We start from the raw sequence: 19,485 nt of genomic DNA, 5'->3' as shown, positions 1-19,485 counted from the left end.
GACACCGGAAAGCGTGAGGCATGGGCCAAGCGTGGGGTGATGTTTTTCGAAAGCAGGTCCCGGCGAGTTGCTCCTGCATCTCAGCGCAACCCTCGTAGCGCTCCGGCACAACCGGGCAGCACTCAATCGCCGGCAAGCGGCACAGGCTCGCAATGACCTGCGCACCTGGCAGGTCGAGCGCCGCAAGCGCACCCGACATCTGATTGAACTCGGCGGTCTCGTCGTCAAGGCAGGCATCGTTGATCTGACCAATGACGATCGCGCAATCATCTACGGAGCGCTGCTCTGGATCGCCGCAAAGCTTCAGAGCCCTGAAGGCAAGCATTCGCGCGATTTATGGGCTGCGAGGGGAAAGCAGGCGTTCAATGCGGAACGGCATGAGGAGAAAAACGGCCAGTGAACATGCCGGTGGTCGGCGAGTGGCGGTCGGCACGAAGCCCGAACAGCCCGATACGCCAGCGCCGACGCCGCAGGCAAGCGTTTGCGCAGGAAGCTCTCCCGATCTTGGTCGGCGCGCATGATGTGGACGATGCCCAGCGCAGCTTGATGCCGATCCTCGGCAGACGCGGACTTTTTTATTCGCCATCCCCGCCCAACGTGCTTCGGACCGAAAACCCGCCCGAACTGTGGAGATTGAGAAGGGGATCAACACATTACGAGGCACCGTTCCACGCTTTGCGTCGTCTCAAGATCCACGGAAAGTCCTAGTTCAATGCCTATCAGAACCGCAAATTAAGATCGACGTTGGCGCCTTTATCCACCGTGCGACCGCCGAACTGCGCGGAATAGGACAAGCCGAGCGTTGCGTTGGCCGACATCTCCATGTCGACGCCTGCTTCGATCACCGCTACGTCTCTGGCGATCGGCACGCCGGCGATGGTGAAGGCGTCGCCACCGGCGAAGGCCACGGTTGACAGCGGCGTGGTATCGCCAAAGGCATGACGCCAGCCGAACATGCCGCGTGCGGTGGCGCTGGCATTGCCCAGCATCAGTTCGGTCGAGCCGCGCAAGCCGAGCGTCGTGAAGGTGGCATCCATGGTCGAGCCGGTGCTGGTCAGCGCCGCCGGGCCACCGGTCTCGGTGAAGTCGTCGCTGTGCACGCCGACATAAGCGAGGTTGGCGAACGGCTCGAACTTGAAGCCGTTGCTGGTATCGACCTTGTAGGCGAGTTCGCCAAAGACCTGCGCGGTGCCGGCGTCGTAGTCGGCCGAGAGTTGATCGGCAAAACCGTTGAAGCCGACCGAGCGTTTTGTCGATAGGCTGCTCCAGCTATAGGCCGCGCCGGTGCGGAAGGCGATAGCATCCCAATTGGTGCCGCCGTATAGGCCGAGGTGATAGCTGTCGGCTTTGCCGGAGGAATTGCGATCCTCGGCCTCAAAGGAGGAATGGCTATAACCGCCGAGCAAACCGACACGCCAGCCGCCCACCAGTGTGTCGGCGCCGGCTAGCAGGCCGCCGGTGGAGCGGTCGAGGGCGGCGGCATTGCCGTCGCCATCGGTCTTGCCCCAGGAGCCAAAGGCCTGGCCCCAGACGGCGAACCGGTCAGTGTCGGCGGCAGCCATTTCGAGACCGCCTTCGCCATAGGTCATCACCGGCAGCGCGGCGGAGCCGGCGTCGCCGAAAGCGGCACGAATGCGGCTGTTTGCGGCGTCGCGGACAAAGCGGCTGTCCTCGACTAACATGCCTTTGGCGGATGCGACGATCTCGCCCGACAACTGGTCGAAGGTATCGCGGGCGGCCGCCACCGTCGGCAGCACCACGATAGCGTCATGGATGGGGTTGCCACTGCCCACGCTTTCAGCGCCATTGCCTGCGGCGATCTGATTGAGCGTCTGACCTGCATCGGCGAAATCGCGCACCTTCGTCACATCGAGATAGGCGTTATTGGCGTCGTAGCTGTCCGCCATCGACAGGAACGCGGTGTTGGTGATGCCGGTGATCGAGGCGAACTCCGTGCCGCCGAGGCCGCCATCGGCGGTCAGCACCTTGAATTGCCCAACACGGGGGCCGTTGACGCTAATCGCCAGCGTGGCCCCGCTCAGATCGGCCACGCCGGTCACCCTGGCGAACGACGACGTCACGGGATCGACGAACACCTGGTAAGTGCCGCCGTTAAAGTTGAGGTTGCCGGAAACCGTATCGAAGCTTCCCGGCACGCCCGAGCCCGGCGCGAACACCCCACCGTTAATGAGAGTGTCGCCGACTGCGCCGGTTCCCTTCAGTGACCCGCCTTCATTGACTGTAATCAGCGACGATGATCCGAGCGAGCCATTTACGATCAGCGTGCCGCCATTGACATTCGTCGCGCCGGTGAAGCCCGAACTGTCGGCGGTCAGCATGGTGGTGCCGCTGTAATGGTCAAGGCTGTGCGTGCCGACACCAGTGCTGGCTAGGGCCGCGGAGAATTCGTAGGCGGCGCCGGCATGGTTGAAGACCAAACTGCCGACGCCGTCGCCAAAATTCAACAGCGCGGCATCCAGCGTTCCCGGTGCTGCGGCCGGATTGCCCGCCGCTGCCCCGATCACAAGTGTGCCGGTGCTGGTAGCGTGGTCAGCTATCGAGACCGCGCCCGCGCCGCTGGTGCCCACGCGAACCGTTCCGCCATCGGAGATAGCGAGTACGCCGGTGCCGGCATCACCGACATGGAGCTCGAGAGAATTCTCCCACAGCGCGCCGGCCCCCGAGACCGTTCCCCCACCATTGCCGCCACTGTTGGTGCCGATATAGCCAGACTTGTTCTTGACGGTGCCGCCCGCGCCGACATTGAGCGCGCCGGTTCCGGAAACACCAACAATGAGAATGTTTGAATTCTGCCACAGCGCACCTGCTCCCGCGACCGTCACGGTTCCATTGCCGGTGCCTGCCTGACCGATATTACCAAACGTACTCTTGACGGTGCCGCCCGCCCCGATAGTGAGGGCGCCAGTGCCCACATAGCCGACACGAAGACCCGTGGAAATGTCCCACAGCGCGCCTGTCCCCGCGACCGTCGCGAGCCCATTGCCGGTACTGCCTGTGCCGATATAGCCATCCCCGCTCTTGACCGTGCCGCCGGCCCCGACACCAAGCGCGCCGGTGCCGTTATTACCGACATTGAGATCGAGAGAACTCTCCCATAACGCGCCTGTCCCGGCGACCGTCACAGTGCCGTTACCGGTGCTACCGGTGCCGATAAAGCCGTACGTATTCTTGACCGTGCCACCTGCACCGACGTTGAGCGCGCCGGTTCCGGAAAAGCCGACATTGAGAGCGTGGTAATTCTCCCAAAGCGCGCCCACACCCGCGACCGTCGCGGTACCACTGCCGGTGCTGCTGGAGCCGATATAGCCATAGCGGTTAGTGACCGTGGCGCCCGCCTCGACATTCAGCGCCCCGATGCCGTCATGTCCCACGTGAAGATCGTAGGAATTTTCCCAAAGCGCGCCAACGCCTGAGACCGTTGCCGTGCCATTGCCGGTGGAGCCCCAGCCGATGTAGCCATAAGTATTGGTGACGGTACCGCCCGCCGCGACATCGAGCGTGCCGGTGCCATGATTGCCGACACTGAGTTCCTGGGAATTCTGCCACAGCGCCCCAGCCCCTGAGATCGTTGCGGTACCATAGCCGGTAGTGCCCCAGCCAATATAGCCATACGAATTCTTGACCGTGCCATCCGCCCCCACATTGAGCGCGCCGGTACCGGAAATACCCACACTGAGTTCCTGGGAATTCTCCCACAGGGCACCCGCGCCCGACACCGTTACCGTACCATTGCCGGTACCACTGCTGCCGATATTGCCGAACCCGTTCGTGACCATGCCGCCCGCCCCAACGGTGAGAGCGCCGACACCGTGCGCACCAACGTAGAGATCACCTGCGACGTGCAGATCAGGCGGAGCCGTCACCGTCGTACCGTCGATGATCATCTGGGCGATGGCGGATGTTGGCGCGAGCGCCGCCGCGACCGCCAGCACCAAACACCAGCCGTGACATCGCCCATAGACGCTTGGCCAGCGGACCATCCATGCGTCTGCAGGGTGGAGGATGGAGCCGTACCGCTCGCGCATAGTCTCGTCGGCCATTTGATGCGATCTCCGATTGAGAAAAGAACCTGGCTTGCAGGAATGCGTCTGAGCCGGCCCGCTATGGCTTGACCTTCCCAGGCTCAACGACGAGTGACGGTGCCTTGGGTGGAGGACCGGAACCGGCGGGCTTGACCGGAACGGCAGCGGGCGTCTCAGGGGCTTGCGGGCCGCCCGGTGTGAGGTTGACCGAGACGCCGTAGATTTTCCATTGCCGGTTGACCGGCTCAAACAGCAGCTCGAAATTTACCTTTAGCGGAGCTGACGGGAAGAAGCCCGCCATGTGCAGCATGCCGTTTGGTTCGATCTGCGGCAGCAGGGTCAGTTGCGGCTCAAGCACGGCAACCGCGCTGAAGTCGAGACCCTGGTTGCGCTGGCTGGCGAAGATATCACCAAGGCTGGCGGCGCTGTTTGCCTGGAAGTTCGGCGAGCCGAGATCGCGCAGCACGGTATAATTGCCGGTCTTGTTCGCCTGGTCCAAGGCCAGCAACGCACTCCTTGTCAGAATCAGCACACCGTTGCGATCGATGTCGGCGGCCTGAGCCGCCTTCTGACCGACGCGCTTTTCCTTGGTCTGCGCGTGGGCGGGGAAAGGCGGCCCAGCGATCGTCGCGAGTGCCAGAATGGCGCCGGCAACGATCGCCCCCCGCCCAAGACAGCTTGGCCGCACGCCGGTCCGCCATATGTGTGCGATCGGCACTCTCGAAGCCAAGGTCAGTTGAGGGTCCAGGACGCGCCGAGGCTGACACCGACATCGCCATGGTTCGTGGTTGCCGAGATCGCGCCGTTGAGGCGGAAGTCGAGGCTCGGGTTGTAGCCCAGTCCAAGCGCCAGGCCCGACTGCCCCTTGAAGTTGCCGAATCCGCCGGCAAGTGACAGCTTGCCAGGACGATCGTCATAGCGCAGTCCCGCTGTCGCCAGCGCCAGGGCTATTCCGGCCCGCGCCTCGGTGCGGTTCTCGCTGATCTGGCCGCCGAGATCCTGGAAGCTGGATTCCAACGCGCCGACCCGTCCATCGAGCTGCGCGATGTTGGTGGTGTTGGTGGTGACCCGCGTGTCGAGACCGGAAATCTGGGCGGTATTTACAGCGATAGCATCGGTGTTGCTGGTGATCCGCGTCTCGTGGTCGGCAAGCTCGGTCGTGTTGTTGGTGATGCGCGTCTCGTGATCGGCGAGTTCGGTGGTATTGGCGGTGATCTGTGTTGTGTGGCTGTTCACTGTGGTGTTCAGAGTGGTGATGTCGGTGCTGTTTTGGGCAACCTGGGCCGGCAGGGCCTCAAGCGTCGCGGTATCGAACGTCGAGACTGCGAGGTTGCCGCGGCCATCCGTCGTCATCAGATAGGTCTGGCCGCCTTGGGCATCTTTGCTCGCCTGCGAATTGACGCCTGCCAGCGTATAAGTGTTTCCGCCGGTGCCGATCGCGACCTGGTTGTCGCGTGTTGTCGATGCGCCTTGTCCGATCGCGGTCGAAGCGAGGAAATTGGCGGTTGCCCCAGCGCCCAGCGCGGTGGCGTTCAAGGCATTGGCGGTTGAGTTGTGACCCAATGCAGTAGCTTCGTTCTGCCCATCAGCCGCTACGCCCGCCTCGGCGCCCATGCCGATGGCCGTGCTGCCGCTGCTCAGAAAGCCGATATCAAGCCCCGCTTTTGAATAGGCCCCGAAGGCAGTGCCCTGCGCCCCTGCCTTCGCATTATAACCCACGGCCGAGCCTTCGAGCTCTCCCACATACGCGCGCGGACCGACGGCTGTGGCGAAGGCAGCCGATGTCTGTGCCTGTCCTATATCGATACTGGTATCATTGCCGCAGGCGAGGCTGTTGGAATGGCCAGTGTCGTGGCCGCCAGCGCACTCACCTGCTGACGCGTTCCCCAGGGCGAGTGTCCCGAGGGCAAGCCCTATCGAACCGATCAAAGCCACGGTTGAGACCCGATGGCCTCGGTCAGGTTGCAGCGTTCCGGCCGCTACGCCCACAATGCCCGCCAACGCTCGAATGTCCATGATAGCCCCACCCGACTCCAAGTCCTCGTTGAGACCGGAAGAGCCGGTCCGAGGACATCAATGGCGGGAGCTTTGCCGGGCGACTGCTGCTTTGCCTACCTGTCATATGGCAGGGGTGTGGCCATTTTTTCCACCTGTGGCGCCGCAGCCTCGGGCTGACTTTCATCTTTGGCGACTGAGCGGCGTGGCACTTTTGAGCAGCGCAACGAGCTGGCTCTGCTGGCTTGTGCCGGTCTTGCGAAAGATTTGCTCCAGATAGTAGCGAGCGGTCGTGGGTTGAATGCCGCAGACCAGCGCTGTCTGCTTCAATGACTTGCCGGAGGTGAGCGTCGCGGCAAGCCGGGCCTCCGCCGGAGTCAGGTCGAACAGGCCGTTCAGCACACTCGGCGACGGCACCATGTTGCTGGCACTAACCGCTGTCGCGGCTACCAGGATGTCACCACCTGAAAAGATGTCGTGTGCCGCCCGCCGCAGTGGTACAAGGTGAATGACCAGCCCCGGGTCTTCCTCCTTCGCTGGGATGGGGATCGAGCGCACGATCTGGCTGAGCTTATTGTGCGTAATTGCTTCCTGAAAAAGCGCATTGGCGACTGTGTTGGTGAGTGCCATGCCGCCATGAGCGGTAGCGAGGAACACCGACCCCATGTCTTCCAATAGGGTATTGGTCGTCAAGGTCCGCCCTGAAGCGGTCAGCACCGCCGCAGGCAACCCGATAGCATCGAGCGCCGAAACGGTAGCCTTGGCTTGTTCCATTCCCAATCGTGCCGACACCAAGCCAGCACGCGCAAAATGCGGACGAAGCAGGTTGAGCCGGTCTACCGACGCCTGATCTGGAATGCCTTGGTCGGTCCATCGCTGGAAGACGAAGGTGACCAGCTCGCCGCTCGGCATGGGGACCGCCGAACAGAGGTGAGAGCCAATTCCCGCCGCCCGCAGCCGCATCCGCACCGTGTCCTGTTCGATTTCCTCCTCGCTCATGTAAGCTTCTACATGGACAAAGCTCGCCGGGTTCATGTCATACATCCGCACGACGCCAGGAGACATCTTCCAGTTGTGGCCGACCAAAAATTCTTCGAATAGCGGCCGGACGTGCTCGTAAGCGGCGTTTTGGCCTAAGGAATTGTCGCTTATTCTGCCGCGTGTTGGAGAACTATCGCTGATGACGATGATAGAACCGCTTGCGGAGGCCGAAATACCGCTGGCAGCTTCAAGAACGCCGCCCCACAAATCCGGGACAAAGGCGGCCTCGTAGATCTCGTCCGTAAGATCATCGAACATCGCGCATTAACCCTTTTAAGGGAAAGTGTCAGACATGCTGGAACGCGGTCGCGCGCGTCAATCGACCCTGCTCCTAACATGCCATGCTTCAACCTGTGGTCAACCCGAAATGCCGTTAAGCCATTTTATCGGCAGGAAGACGAGGCGCGCCATGCGTCGTGCCATGTACGCTGTCCGAAGTACCAATTCGACCAACTGATTGTGGCACATTGTGCTGGACACCTGAGCTAGTTCCGGCGTTTCAAAAACGGGTCACTCGAAGCAGCGAGTTCTAGTCCCGTCCCGATCACTTCGATTAGGTCACGTGCTGCTTCGAGAGAAATCTCGGCCGGCGCACTGGTCGCAATTGCCGAGACGAGAGACACCGCTCGGCACGAGGCATTGGCCAAGCGTGGGGCTATGTTTTTCGAGAGCCCGTCCCGGCGAGCTGCTTCGCCATCTCAGCGCAATCCTCGCAGCGCTCCAGCGCAACCGGACATCTGGTCGAATGCGTGAAGGCGACTGACACTGTCGTACGACTTGGTGGCGATGAGTTTGTTATCGTGCTGTTCGACCAGCCGAACAACGTCGACCTCGCCTCCGAGACCCTGCAAAACCTCCGGGCGGCGATTTCCTGATCCCGGCCTGGAAGTTTGCTAGGAGTCGAGACGCCCAGGGCCTCACGCCGCTCACGGGATTGGTGTTCGCTTTTCAATTTGTCGAACACCCGCCTGAGCAGCGCGATATCTGAGGAACTGAAGATACCGGCTTCTTCGGCCCTCTTGTAAATGGGCATAGATCCCTCCCCAAGCGGAATGCAAATTCCTAATCCAGTTAGGGACCCACGCAACAAAAAACTCACCCATCCAGCCTGACGGAATCGCGACCGTCGCCGGCGGCCTTCAATGCCTTCCCTTTAGGAAGCGCGCCTCTCGCACGAGCAACGGCCAGTCGGTGCCGATCATCTCGATCAGCTCCCGTGCTTGTTTCTCGTCTCGGTGGTCTCTTTGACCAGCCTAATCACCAAGATTTCGATCTGACCCTGTTCGGCCCTACCATCACGACCCATGCACAATTCCGTGAAGCTCCGGTCATGCCTTCCGAACTCATCTCCGAGCCCAAGGTTTCATTCCGCGATTAGGCTGTAACACAACGTGAAAAAACCCGCCGGCCGGAGCCGACGGGCGAGTTGAGGGGGTTGAAATGGCCAGGAGCCTCCTGGACAGCCCTTAAATTTCGGAACCAGTAAAAGGTTCCGGTTACGGCCCGCTTGCTTGCACCGCAGCCCGTCGACTTCGCGCTTCATGTCCTGGATGACGTCTAGGAGCGGGTTTCGCCTTCGAGGAAGTCGGCCTACCGTGGGCCGATTCACAGCTGCTAGAGCACCATTCCAGCCATTCGTACGCATTTTGGCAAGTGATCGATTCCGATCCTTGCGGACACCAACCAGAAGCGAATTCGAACCTCGCTTTACACAAATGAAATTGCGGCGAGTCCGCGCCGGAACTCCCGTTTCATTGTGGACGGCGCGCTTCACAGGATTGCCACTCTCATGAGCGAGCAACCGCTGACGGAGAATTTCTTCCCGGCCGGTGCCGACAGGGATCCGGTTGGCCCTTCGCAAGCGGATCAATCAACTCATCAAGAGCGCGAGAGCGTCCCGCCGGACCTAGAGGCCAGAGGCGAGAGCATTTCAAAGTGCGACACTGCCCGCCACTCCACTGCGCCGCCCCCCGCACCTCGGCACCGTCGGATCGATCAACAGGTCAAGCGCGCACCAATAAGTTGAAACTAACGGCTCGAAAAACTAAAAGTTGACACGCCGGGCGAGCCGGGATAGACAAGCAGTCGTCGATATTGCTGGCTGAGCTTTGGTTATCGCGCGCTTGGCACCGCGCCCTGAACGAACTTCCTTTCAAAATCGTCATCTACCTAATCGGCAGCGCGCTCGCGTTGCCGTCATTCAATAATTGCTATGAAAGGGTTCATCATGACCACTGGCACAGTTAAATGGTTCAATTCCACCAAGGGATTCGGTTTCATCCAACCTGACAACGGCGGCGCCGACGCGTTCGTTCACATCTCTGCCGTCGAGCGCGCCGGTATGCGTGAAATCGTTGAGGGCCAGAAGATTGGCTATGAACTTGAGCGGGACAGCAAGTCGGGCAAGATGTCTGCCGGCAAGCTGCAGGCCGTCTAAACGGATCAGCTTTCCTTTGACCACGGATGTACTGGCACTGTTGAAAGCATGAGACCTAATGGGTCAGGCAAATCTGCCTGACCTTTTTTAGTTCTGGCGGAATGTACGCTTCGAATAATGGATATTGGCGGCGTGCCGAAGGCCCTGATGATCGAGGAAACCTCGATGACCAACAAAATACACGAGCTTCAGACAATTAATACCGCGTGGCAAATCGCCGTTCAGGAAATTCTCCGATTAGTCGTGCGGGACATCTACAAGACAGGCGACGAGGCTGTGTTCCTGTCGCACATCAAGCGCCTTGAAGAGGCTGCGATAGAGAGCATCTCCACGGACCTGAGGCTGCGAGGGACTGACGAATGGACCGAGGTTCTCGTCAAAGAGAAGGCAAGCAACTTCGTCACCAGTCTTCTGACGTCCTTCACCTTTGATCGCATCTGAACAAAGCAATCTTGTGGCCGTACTCTGGGCGAACCATTTGCTCACACCGACGGCGTTCCGACGATCTGGCACTTGCTATCCCGTATCGTCGCTCTTCGAGCGATTAAGCTGCATGGCGGGGTGACGAGGGCCGCCGCGGCGCTGGGCCTGACGCAGTCGGCCGTGAGCCACAAGATCAAGCGGATGGGGACCAACCTGGGTTGCGAAGTGCTCGACCGGCGTTCGGGCGGAGGCATGTTCATGACAGATGGCGAAGGCTTCTGGCCTATGCGGCGAAGATCCTCGGGCTTCACGATGAGGCGGTCGTCAGCTTCGCGAAATCGAACCTGGCTGGCCGCATCCTGCTCGGGTTGACTGAGGATACGACTGCTCGGACCTGTCCCGCATCCTCGGTCGCTTCCGGCCCCTGCACCCGCAGGTTTCAGTCCGGATGAAAGTGCGCATGAGCCTGGTGCTCCGGTCCATGCTGGAACATGGCGAACTGGACGTCGCGATTATCCAGCTCTTCGGGCATGAAGTCCGGCCGATAGATGTCGTGTCGTTCCGCGAAAACCTGCGTTGGGTGAAGTACCGCGAGCTGGCGCCGGAGGACGGGCTCCCCTGCCTTTCCTGTCTTTCGATGACGACTGCTTCTACCGACGTTGGGCCATCGACATCGGTCAGGACGAACGCTCGAACCTGGCAACGGTGTTCGAGTGTTCCAGTGCCGCAGGCATCATCGCCGGCGTGCAGGCGGGTCTCGGGGTCGCGCTCCTTAACGATCGTCACGTCCGCCCGGATATGGAGATCATCAGCGAGCGCCTGCCGGCTCCGGCGTCGCTCGTCTACATCGTGCGCCGCGCGAAGAAAGCGAGGAACCCCGCGTTAAAAACCTTATCTCGGAGATCGAAAGCGAGATCAACTGATACGGCAAGCTGGCGCTGGCGGGTTGACAAGACGCAAAGCGCGGCGTGGTGCCGCCGCAGTGACCTGGCCAGGTTGCGAAGTGATCACGCCGCCTCGTCAAACCGCTTCGTCACCTGAAACAATGACTGATCAGGTTACGATCATTCGTCAGCATTCGGGGTTCTGTACTAAGGCTCCCAATCACTGGAATTGAGGCGTAAAGCAGGCGGTGCACTCGATGCCTCCCGAACTACCCTAAGACCAAATCTGCTGGCCCGCCTTATCCATATACATCCGCAATTCGGGTTGAGGTGAGGCGCAGAAAGTTCGAAAAGCTTCCAAGAACCCCAGCCAACCTGGACTCTCTGACGATCAGCTGCTGCCGCTATAGCCCAACGGTCCGCCAATGTTCAGGCGTGCCTGGTTGCCGGGTCGGCGCTGAGCAGCGCTGTTGGCAATCACCGCTCAATTTGGCCAAGCCGAGCCAAGGATTATCGAACAGAAATTCTGGCGGACATAGTTCACATCCTTTAGCGCCAGCACGTCGGCCTTCACATTCCCAAAGGTCGTCAATGGTTTGCTGACGGTGCCTATGGCAAAATGATCGATGATGTTCTCCTTGAAGTTCGGCTCGCGGGGATGATCGACGCAAACATGATCGCGCTGTTCATTTGTGAAGTCGTGATATGCGATGCCGAGCACGTCCATTTCAACACCTGCGGTCACCAGGGCGATCGTCGGGCGCATATGTTCGGGGATTCCGGGCGTGGTGTGGAGAGCGATAGCGGTCCAAACGTCCTCTACATCACGAGCGGGCACGCTGTAGCTTTTCATGAATTCGCGGGCTGCGTTTGCGCCATCGACCTCGAAGCGGAGCTCGGGACTCGAATATTTCTCGGTTAGGCCCATGTCGTGGAACATAGCGCCCAAATAAAGTAGCTCCGGATCGTACTTCAGGCTGCGACGCTCGCCGGTTAGCGCGCCCCAAAAGAAGACGCGGCGGCTGTGACGGTAGAGCAAGTCGTCTTCGGTATCACGCACGAGCTGCGTCGCGGCGCGCGCGATAGCACTGTCAGGTACGCGGATGCCGGCTATGATCTCGGACATCGAGCAAACTCCTTCGTATGCCAGTTAGACTAGTTGCTGGTTGGCATTAAGCAAAAGAGCCGTGGTTCGAACAACGAACAGGATGCTATGAATCAGGACAGCCGTACGTCGTATCATGACAAACAGGTCCGTCAGAGTGTTTATGGCAGTACGAGGGACAACAATCTTGTTGCAGGATCGATCGCTACCTATTCCGACGCGGACCGCCGGAAACTGGTGCGATATTGAGCCGGTGTCACTCCAAGGCGCGTGCTGAATACGATCCTCATCCGATCGACTGACCCGAAGCCGCAGTCGAAGGCGACTGCCTTTAAAGGTCGGTCGCTTGCTTCCAGCATCATACGCGCCGCATCAACGCGAGCGCGCTCGACGAATTCGTGAGGCGTGGTCCCGGTTACCTGCCCGAAATGTCGAGCCAGATTCCGCGGGCTCATGCCGATGACCACTGCCAGCGAATCCAGCGTGTGCCGATCTCCAATGTTGGCCATGACGTGATCCTGGATACGCGCGATTGGCGATGCAGGATCAGCAGGAGCCGTAAGGTACGGACTGAACTGGGATTGTCCGCCCTGGCGCTGGGCAACTACAACCAGACGCTTGGCGACCTTAAGCGCCGTTTCCGCGCCGTGCCGCTGCCCGACGAGCGCCAAACCCAAATCTATGCCCGCAGTTACACCGGCAGCTGTGATCAACCGTCCGTCGCGGACATAGATCAGATCCGGCTCGACCTTCGTCTTCGGAAATCGGGCTGCCAGGGCCTGTGCATCCTGCCAATGGGTCGTGACACGCCGGTCGTCGAGTAATCCGGCATGGCCGAGCACAAAAGCTCCGGTACAGATCGACCCATAAACACTCGACCGCCACGGCAACCCCTGAACCCACTGAAGCAGGCTCGGGTCGGACACCGCTTCTGGTGGCGTCGGAGTGCCGGCGACCAGTGCGATATCGAAACCGCCCTCCGCCTCCTCGAAGGTCGCGTCGGCCACCAGCCGCATGCCATTCGATGCCCGCAACGGATTGCGGTGGGCGGCGACCAATACTGTTTCATAGTGGTCCGTGCTGGCGAGAAACGCGTTGGCCTCGCTGAATACGTCCATCGGCCCTGCCACATCCAGAGCCTGGACCCCCTCACAGATGACGATCGCGACAGATTGTTTGGGCACCTCTGACAGCCTCTTTAGTCTGGCGCCGCATGATGCAAGAGCCTCCGAAGGCTACAACGACCGAACCTGATCGAGAACCAATAGTCGGGAATTGATCACAGCGTCGACCGATTACTGCAAAGTCCGTTGGTGGTGATCAAGAGCGACGCAGAGGCCTATTATTGGGAGCCTGTCCCCTTGTCTGGGGCCGTCAATGGTGCGTCCTTGGCGTCCACGACGAAGACTGCCAACAAGCTTGCAGGTTCCTTATTGCTCGCATTTTGGCTGATTCTGTGATGCGAGCCCGGCACTTCGTAAAAAAATTCACCGACGTGATACACTTTGGCAGGCTGATCGTCGACCTGGCTGCGGACGGTCCCAGAAAGTACGTAGGCGTAGATAAATGCTGAGACTGCGTGCCGATGTGACAGCGATTTTGCTCCTGCGGGATAGCTCACAGTAACAGCCACCATCTTCTTCCCTTGGACATTCGGTAGCGCTTGCTCGAAGATGACTTTAACTTTCTCCCTGTTCTGCGCCATCGTCGGCGACGCATGTAGCGTCATCACGGCTATCACCCACACGAGGAACGCCCCTCGCACCAGTCGCTTCAGGGCTTCAGCTGCAATCCTTCCGTGGCTCGACGCCGTATCTGGCCAAATTGACAATTCATTCATCGACATAATCACACCTCATTTGGTTCTGCATGCGTCTGCAGTGTCGGGGAAGGGAGACGCGGCGATGAGGTCGCACGCGTTGGGACTCTTGAACCCGCGGATGAAACGCTCGCAAAACGCGGCATTGACCGTGCCATAAGTGGTGGCGGGCTTGTGAGCGAATCCGGCAAAATACTCCCGAACGAAGCCTTCCTTGAAATCTGTGCGCGGGTACTTCGCCACGATTTCATCGCGAAGACCCGCGGGGAATTGGTCGAACCCCATCCCCAGCACATCGAGAAGAACGCCGGAATTGAGCAGCGCCACTTCGGGGCGCATGTACTTCGGAATGCCAGGGGTGGTGTGTAACGCGATAGCCTCCCAAACGGTTTGCACTTGATCTTCAGAGATGTTGTGTGCGCCAAGGAACTGGCGAGCAGCGTTGGCACCATCGACTTCGAAGCGCTCGTCCGGGCTGGAGAACTTCCGGATTAGTCCGAGGTCGTGAAAGGCCGCCGCGACATACAGGAGTTCGGAATCGAAGCGCAGTTTCCTCTGGCGGCCCTGCTCGGCTGCGAACAGATACACGCGCATCGAGTGATTGAAGAGCAGCGCGGTGGAATGCTCCCGAAGGATGTCTGTCGCCTCTTTCGCAAGCAAAGAATCCGGGATGACGATGGAACGAGCGAGGTTTTCCGCAGTCATTGTTGTTCCTTTCCAAAGCTGGCGCGGAGCGATGACGCGCATGTCCGCCTTCACGAGCGCAACGCGAAAGCTTGATCGGTCAAATCGCTCCGGTGGCGAGCACGATCTTTCCCTTCGGCTGGGGCCGCGCGCCTTCCAACATCAAATGAGCCTCGCGAGCCTCCGCCAGCGGCAAGACTGCCCCCACCCTGGCCGTGAGATTTCCGCCTTCGATCAGACGAGCGATATCGGCGAGATGTTGCCTGGTGACGTTGACCAGAAAGAACTTGGCCTCAACACCATGGCGTTCTGCCAGATGCTGGTCCGGATTTGAGACCGCCGATATAAGCTTTCCGCCTCGACGAAGAACCTGGAAGGAACGTCCCTGTGTGTCACCGCCGACCAGATCGATAACCGCATCTGCGTCTCGCACTTCCTCCTCGAATCGATGCGCTCGATAATCGATGACCCTGTCCGCGCCGAGATCTCGCACGAAAGGAATGTCGTCCGCACCCACGGTGACCACCGTTTGGATCCCAGCGTGACCCGCCAATTGAACGGCGTAAGCCCCCACATTCCCGGCGGCCCCGTGAATGACCACCGTTTGACCCGGCTTGAGCTGGGCGTGGTCGAACAATGCCTGCCAGGCCGTCACGGAAACGACGGGAACGGTGGCGGCTTCGACGTGAGTCAGCGAGCCTGGCTTAAGCGAGATCATCGTAGCGTCAGCCAAAGCGTACTCGGCATAAGCTCCGATAAATCGGGGGTTTGTGACACCATAAACCTGATCACCCGCGTACAGTTCGGAAACCCCGGAGCCGGTCGCGACGACTTCGCCGGAAATATCCGAGCCCAGGATCAACGGGAGCGGTTGCGGCAACGCGCTCTTGCCGGCCCGAATCCAGCCATCCCAGGGACCGACCCCAGCCGCGCTAACCTTGACAAGGATTTCGTCGGGACCGGGCTCAGGGCGCGGAACACGCTCGAATCTCATGACCTCGGGTGGCCCGAACTCGTGCACGCGCCAAGCCATCATCGTCGAATGGATCTGCCCTTCTTCTACCTGAGGGGACATGCTGCTGCAGGCGGTCATTTCGGTCTCCTTGCGCTTGGTCGACCACCTGCCCGAGACCTGCTGTAACCAGCTGGCGATAACATCCCAGCCGTCCTTGTCTCCGAGGCGGCGCACCATGGCGATTGTCTGCTCGCCCGTATGTAGCAAAGGTGTCCGCCTTGAACGACAAAAACGATGCTGCGAATCAGGACAGTCGTGCGTCGTTTTCTGACAGCGGTTCGTTTTTCACCTGAAAGACGATTTCGCCTACTTGGCAAGCCGTCGCAGCTGGGAGAGGGTCGCCAACCGAGCAATTTCTGGTAGTGAAAGAGTGGGGTTAGGGTAATCCGCTAGGGCAGCAGTCAACTTCTGCCCTCAAAACTAGAAAACTTCGACCAAGCGGCGTGCCTCCGATAGCAAAAGAATGCCCCTTCAATAGTGGGTGTCGCGATGTAGCGGTCTTCCGCCTCGAACGCCCAGATATGAGCTTCGATCAAAGTCGCAACACTGCGGATCCAAACCGCCCATTTTTTTATCCGCGCGCAAAATTCAGCTGCAGGCTCAACGCAGAAAGTTCGAAAAGCTAACCCCAGTCGACACGCCAAAAGCGGCAGAAGTTTAGTTATGGAACTAACTTTTATAATTCATGTCAAGCACTTAGCTTCTCATAATATCCATTATGTAAACGTAGGGCGGTGATCACCCCCTCCAGCGCGTCTCTGCCTGGCGTTGTGGGGCGCCAACCGGCGACTCGTGGGACGTGCCGATCGGCGGCATTTCTACTCGACGGTAACCGCCTCAACGATGAGATCACCAATGTCGAGCGCGAAGCCTCGGCCGCCAAGCTGATCAACGTTTTCCCGCACGTAGGCTGTGAATTCCGCACGCGTCATCGCCTTGCGGGCATCACACAGGCACCTAAACGCATGCCTGACGGCTGTCTGTGCCTGCGCAGGTGTCGGGCGCCGCCAAGCGTCGTTCACGAAACCCACCACGAGAGCGGGATCAACAGGAGGGTGAACACGATGCTTGGCCAGAAGTAGGCAACAAACTCCAATACGGTATCGCGGGTGTTGCCGGTGCGGACTCGCTTTTGCATTTCGCCATGTTCCTTGATAAGAAGGGCAAGCTCTCGTTTAGCCAACGCCTTGCCCCGCTTACCTGCCCTGACGTTTCAAGCCGCTTCGATGCGCCAGTCATGGCTCCTGCAGCAGCGCGGCCGTCCTGTCGAGCGCTCCCGGAAACCCGTTCAGCGAAAGAGCCAGATTGGTCTCCTTGCCACCGTCGGCGACGACCTTGATCTTGAGGCTCTTTCCACTGCGCAAGGCCGCCAAGGTGTCGTCCTCGAAGCTCAGATTGACTAGGCAGCCGCCAGGAAGACAGGTGCGGAAGCGTAACGCCGGAAGCACGACCCCATCGTCGATCTGAAGCGTCACGCCTTGGTCCAGCGCCAAGCCGAATGGCAGCACCAATGTTCCCTGGACGGCCTGGCCATTGGGGCGCAGTTCAATGGCCAGCACGCGCTGGCGCGACTGGGCGTCGGTCTGCTCCTGTGAAAGCGCGCAGGCTTTGCTGGAGGCGCCGTTCTGCGTCGTGATGTTGCAGGACACAGTCCAGTCGCCATGCCCTTCCCTCAGGGATGTCGCTCCACCTGGCAGCCCAGCCTCCTGCGCAAACGCGGAGATGGCAAAGCCCATGACCAGCAGCGCAGTGGCGGCCAGCAGGACGCTTCTGCCCCAATTCTTCCGATTCATGTTCTTGTCCATTCTATCAAACACCGGTCCGCGAGCGTGCATCGCCCTCGGATCTTTAGCTGGCGCATATCAGCCTACAGCGGCACTCGCAGCTACCAGCGCACGCTGAAGCCGAGCTTGGCGCCGATGGAGTTGCTGTCGCCGAACTTCTCCAGACTGGTCTTTGCCGTCGCCTCGCCGAAGACGGCGTACTTGCCATCGGCGAAGTCGAGCGAGCCGCCGAGGCCGACACCACCCCACAGAGCCTGGTTCTGGCTGACCAGCTTCACACCTGAGACATCGACATCGGTTCCGTCGAGGAAGTCGTAGTAGAGGTTGGCGATGCCATAGATGTGTGTGCGGCTGACCTGGCCCGCGGCATCCGCCCACTGGTTCTCATAGTCCGCCGACAGGCCGAGACGGCCGATAAGGCTGTCGCCGCTGCCGGGCGACACAACGGTACCAAACTTGTCGGTGAATGTGTCGAAGCGGACATCGGAGTAAGCGAGCTGAGCCTGCGGCGTCAGCGACCATTTGCTGGAGAGCGCGATCTTCTGCCCGCTCTCGACGCTCAGCGCATAGCCGAAGCCGTTATTGCCATCGGCCAGTGTGCCGAGCGTGGCTGAGCGGATGTCACTATCATACCATGTCGCCTGTGCCTGCGTGTCGATATAGAAGCCGCTGTTGCCGTACCAGGTGAGCGTGCCACCGACGCCGTAGCCGGTCGCTGCGATCGAGCCTGTGCCGAAGATCGAGGATATGTCCGACGAAGCGGTGCCGTAGTGGGCCGTGATCCCGCCGATCAGCACACCGGCCTCGTTCTCATGCAGCAGGCCGTCGACGCCGGCATAAAACTTCCAGGTCGTCACGTCGTAGTCGGTGCCGGTGGTCGAGGTCTTCGGATCGAGCTTGGCGTGCGCCGCCTCGATGCGGGCCCATATCGCCTTGCCGTCGACCGGACCCTGCCCGGGAACATCGGCACCTTCCGGCGTCGCGCCCTCGCCCCATGACCGGTTGCCGATACGCTGCTGCAAGGTCCCGAGTTCATTGAAAGTCTGCAGCACCCCTTCATAGGCCTCGTACAGAGGCGCGCTTGGGGCGTAGAGCGGCCCTGGCGGGTTGTCGGGGGTGGTGAGTGCCGAGCGCAGATACCAGTCGCCGTCATCGGGCGTGCTCACGCCATTCTTGTAGAGCCGGTAGGCATAGGCGCCGCCGATCACCGCCTGGTCGCCCTGGAAGACATAGTCGCCGGCGAGCGAGAAGGTGCCGGCCGACGTGCCGCCGACATCGATGATCTTGATGCCTTCCACCGTCTGTGCGCCGCCGCCGCCGAGATTGGCGACCTTGAGCGTGGTGGTGCCGGCGGTGTTGCCGGTGACAACCAGCCGGTCGGTGGCGGAGGCATCGCCGCCAAGCACGGTCTCGATCTCCAGCGTGCCGCCATTGCCGGTATAGTTGCCGGCAATGGTGAGCGTGCCCGGCACACCCGGATTGCCGGCTGCGATGGTGCCGCCTGTCGCGTTGGTGGTGTCGCAGACCGTGCCGGTGCCTTCGAGGCGCCCCCCGGAAAGCACGTTGACGTCGCCGCACAGGCTCCCCGAGACGTTGACGGTGCCGCCGCCGATCGCGGTGGTGCCGGTGAAGCCGGAAGAGTCGGCCGTCAGCGCCAGCGTGCCGGCGCCGCTCTTGGTCAACGCGCCGGCGCCCGAGAGCACTCCGTTCAAGGTCAGCGTGGTGGCGGCGTCGGTCGAAAGCGTGCCCTGGCCGATGATGTCGACGGCGCGGCCGCTGGCAAAGCTGGCGGTGGTGTCGAGCGTGCCGCCGTTGAAGGAGAGCCCGCCTGCCGCGTCGCCGAGATTGGCATCGGCCGAGACCCGCAGCGTGCCGCCATTGACCGCCGTGCCGCCGGTGTAGCTATTGGCCCCGGTCAGCACCAGCGTTCCGGCATCCGTCTTGACGAGTTGGGTGTCGCCGGTGAGTGCGGAAGCGATCGTCGCCGTGAAGCCAGCGCCGGCGCTGGTGCCGTCACCCACCCGGATCGTCGACTGCGGCCCGATGAGCCCGATGCCGCCGCCCTGGATGACATAGCCGTCGGTGGCGAACTGCATGCCGGCTGCCGTCACCTGGCCGAGCGCATTGTCCACAGTGACCGTGCCGGCGGCGCCTGCGAAGATGGCCAAGGCGCCGTCTGAATAAGCGGCGTTGATCAGGCCCGTCTGTTCGGTCCAGTTGTCGTTGCCGGAGGAACTCTGCCAGGTGCCGTTGCC

General features: G+C 60.7%; 15 protein-coding genes and 2 pseudogenes. 6 read left to right on the top strand and 11 right to left on the bottom strand.

From position 1 onward, the window contains the following. Positions 1-156: pseudogene (locus tag FJ471_RS35435) on the top strand (conjugal transfer protein TraD); the annotation flags it as partial. Position 157: 1 nt separating this feature from the next. After that, complete coding sequence (locus tag FJ471_RS29580) at positions 158-400, top strand: conjugal transfer protein TraD (RefSeq protein ID WP_140808621.1); 243 nt, start codon at positions 158-160, stop codon at positions 398-400. Between the two features lie 319 nt (positions 401-719). On the opposite strand, the gene FJ471_RS29575 is transcribed toward FJ471_RS29580, so the two are convergent. From FJ471_RS29575 to FJ471_RS29560, 4 genes are all read right to left on the bottom strand, one after another. Next, complete coding sequence (locus FJ471_RS29575; RefSeq protein ID WP_246684867.1) at positions 720-4,061, bottom strand: autotransporter domain-containing protein; 3,342 nt, start codon at positions 4,059-4,061, stop codon at positions 720-722. 61 nt (positions 4,062-4,122) lie between these two features. Then, positions 4,123-4,668, bottom strand: a complete 546-nt coding sequence (locus tag FJ471_RS29570; RefSeq protein WP_224670241.1) for a hypothetical protein — start codon at positions 4,666-4,668, stop codon at positions 4,123-4,125. Between the two features lie 107 nt (positions 4,669-4,775). Next, the gene (locus tag FJ471_RS29565; protein ID WP_140808607.1) at positions 4,776-6,059 is read right to left on the bottom strand and encodes a YadA-like family protein; all 1,284 of its coding nucleotides are present in this window, start codon (positions 6,057-6,059) and stop codon (positions 4,776-4,778) included. Positions 6,060-6,221: 162 nt separating this feature from the next. After that, entirely contained in the window at positions 6,222-7,337 is a 1,116-nt protein-coding gene (locus tag FJ471_RS29560) for a helix-turn-helix transcriptional regulator (protein WP_140808605.1), read from the bottom strand. A gap of 491 nt (positions 7,338-7,828) precedes the next feature. Here FJ471_RS29560 and FJ471_RS29550 point away from each other — a divergent pair, with 491 nt between their 5' ends. The 4 genes and pseudogenes from FJ471_RS29550 to FJ471_RS29535 all read left to right on the top strand — a co-directional run bounded on the left by FJ471_RS29550 (position 7,829) and on the right by FJ471_RS29535 (position 10,862). Beyond that, entirely contained in the window at positions 7,829-7,954 is a 126-nt protein-coding gene (locus tag FJ471_RS29550; RefSeq protein WP_246684866.1) for a hypothetical protein, read from the top strand. A gap of 1,352 nt (positions 7,955-9,306) precedes the next feature. Continuing rightward, positions 9,307-9,516: a cold-shock protein gene (locus FJ471_RS29545; protein WP_095769174.1), complete on the top strand. Its 210-nt coding sequence runs from the start codon at positions 9,307-9,309 to the stop codon at positions 9,514-9,516. Positions 9,517-9,681: 165 nt separating this feature from the next. After that, on the top strand, positions 9,682-9,957 hold the full coding sequence (locus FJ471_RS29540; RefSeq protein ID WP_140808617.1) for a hypothetical protein: 276 nt from the start codon (positions 9,682-9,684) through the stop codon (positions 9,955-9,957). Between the two features lie 63 nt (positions 9,958-10,020). Then, a pseudogene (locus FJ471_RS29535) lies at positions 10,021-10,862 on the top strand (LysR family transcriptional regulator). Positions 10,863-11,307: 445 nt separating this feature from the next. Here the strand turns inward: FJ471_RS29535 and FJ471_RS29530 are convergent. From FJ471_RS29530 to FJ471_RS29500, 7 genes are all read right to left on the bottom strand, one after another. After that, on the bottom strand, positions 11,308-11,949 hold the full coding sequence (locus tag FJ471_RS29530) for an HD domain-containing protein (RefSeq protein ID WP_140808601.1): 642 nt from the start codon (positions 11,947-11,949) through the stop codon (positions 11,308-11,310). Positions 11,950-12,137: 188 nt separating this feature from the next. Continuing rightward, a complete protein-coding gene (locus tag FJ471_RS29525) occupies positions 12,138-13,112 on the bottom strand; it encodes a GlxA family transcriptional regulator (protein WP_140808599.1) in 975 nt (324 codons plus the stop codon). A 158-nt stretch (positions 13,113-13,270) separates the two neighbouring features. After that, positions 13,271-13,693 (bottom strand): cupin domain-containing protein, encoded by a 423-nt coding sequence (locus FJ471_RS29520; RefSeq protein ID WP_246684868.1) that lies wholly within the window; start codon positions 13,691-13,693, stop codon positions 13,271-13,273. Positions 13,694-13,783: 90 nt separating this feature from the next. After that, positions 13,784-14,452: an HD domain-containing protein gene (locus FJ471_RS29515; RefSeq protein ID WP_140808613.1), complete on the bottom strand. Its 669-nt coding sequence runs from the start codon at positions 14,450-14,452 to the stop codon at positions 13,784-13,786. Positions 14,453-14,531: 79 nt separating this feature from the next. Further along, positions 14,532-15,467, bottom strand: a complete 936-nt coding sequence (locus tag FJ471_RS29510) for an NADP-dependent oxidoreductase (RefSeq protein ID WP_140808611.1) — start codon at positions 15,465-15,467, stop codon at positions 14,532-14,534. 1,214 nt (positions 15,468-16,681) lie between these two features. Then, positions 16,682-17,251, bottom strand: a complete 570-nt coding sequence (locus tag FJ471_RS29505; protein WP_246684865.1) for an invasion associated locus B family protein — start codon at positions 17,249-17,251, stop codon at positions 16,682-16,684. An 80-nt stretch (positions 17,252-17,331) separates the two neighbouring features. Continuing rightward, positions 17,332-19,485: autotransporter outer membrane beta-barrel domain-containing protein (locus tag FJ471_RS29500; protein ID WP_140808597.1), on the bottom strand; the 2,154-nt coding region annotated here is incomplete at its 5' end.

The organism is Mesorhizobium sp. B2-7-1, assembly GCF_006440735.1.
Classification (GTDB): Bacteria; Pseudomonadota; Alphaproteobacteria; order Rhizobiales; family Rhizobiaceae; genus Mesorhizobium.
Note: the sequence above shows the minus strand (reverse complement) of the source record. Positions and strands in the feature narration are given on the sequence as shown.

Coding starts and splice junctions, on each gene's coding strand:
- FJ471_RS29575 (WP_246684867.1), bottom strand. CDS start 4,061: ATGGCCGACGAGACTATGCGCGAGCGGTACGGCTCCATCCTCCACCCT.
- FJ471_RS29565 (WP_140808607.1), bottom strand. CDS start 6,059: ATGGACATTCGAGCGTTGGCGGGCATTGTGGGCGTAGCGGCCGGAACG.
- FJ471_RS29560 (WP_140808605.1), bottom strand. CDS start 7,337: ATGTTCGATGATCTTACGGACGAGATCTACGAGGCCGCCTTTGTCCCG.
- FJ471_RS29545 (WP_095769174.1), top strand. CDS start 9,307: ATGACCACTGGCACAGTTAAATGGTTCAATTCCACCAAGGGATTCGGT.
- FJ471_RS29540 (WP_140808617.1), top strand. CDS start 9,682: ATGACCAACAAAATACACGAGCTTCAGACAATTAATACCGCGTGGCAA.
- FJ471_RS29530 (WP_140808601.1), bottom strand. CDS start 11,949: ATGTCCGAGATCATAGCCGGCATCCGCGTACCTGACAGTGCTATCGCG.
- FJ471_RS29515 (WP_140808613.1), bottom strand. CDS start 14,452: ATGACTGCGGAAAACCTCGCTCGTTCCATCGTCATCCCGGATTCTTTG.
- FJ471_RS29510 (WP_140808611.1), bottom strand. CDS start 15,467: ATGATGGCTTGGCGCGTGCACGAGTTCGGGCCACCCGAGGTCATGAGA.
- FJ471_RS29505 (WP_246684865.1), bottom strand. CDS start 17,251: ATGGACAAGAACATGAATCGGAAGAATTGGGGCAGAAGCGTCCTGCTG.